The organism is Kitasatospora sp. NPDC054939 (assembly GCF_053610105.1).
In genome coordinates this window covers 6,467-6,863 of sequence record NZ_JBSGXP010000239.1, presented here as the reverse complement: position 1 = coordinate 6,863, position 397 = coordinate 6,467, and the positions used below count along the sequence as shown (strand labels likewise).

Sequence of the window (397 nt, the reverse complement as noted above, 5' to 3'; positions counted from 1 at the left end):
GGGCCTGGCCAGCCGGACCACGGGCGTGCTCGGGCTGTGCTTCCCCGACTTCGCGGACCAGGACGCCGAGGCCGCCGCCGCCGCGAGCGACGCGGACGACGACCCGGCCGTCATGCACTACTCCGACCAGATCATCCGGGGCCGCGACGGCGCGGCGGCGGCAGCGGCCGCAGCTGCGGCCGCCGGTGCGGCGGGCGACCGCGGGGCGGACGGCTGCGGAGCGGCCTGCGGCGGCACGGCCCGCGGCTGCTGCACGGTCTGCGGGGCGGCGGCCTGCTGGGGCGCGGCCTGCTGCTCATAGCCCGGGTACTGCTGGTAGCCGTCCTGGTACGGCTCCTGGTAGCCGTAGCCCTGCTGGTACGCCTGCGGCTGCGCCGACGGCACGGGCTGCCCGTAC

At 78.3% G+C, this 397-nt stretch carries 2 pseudogenes; one reads left to right on the top strand and one right to left on the bottom strand.

What is annotated here, in order from left to right:
* Positions 1 to 158: pseudogene (locus tag ACWGB8_RS37195) on the top strand (LacI family transcriptional regulator); the annotation flags it as partial.
* Here the strand turns inward: ACWGB8_RS37195 and ACWGB8_RS37190 are convergent.
* A pseudogene (locus ACWGB8_RS37190) lies at positions 118 to 397 on the bottom strand (hypothetical protein); the annotation flags it as partial. The pseudogenes ACWGB8_RS37195 and ACWGB8_RS37190 overlap by 41 nt on opposite strands.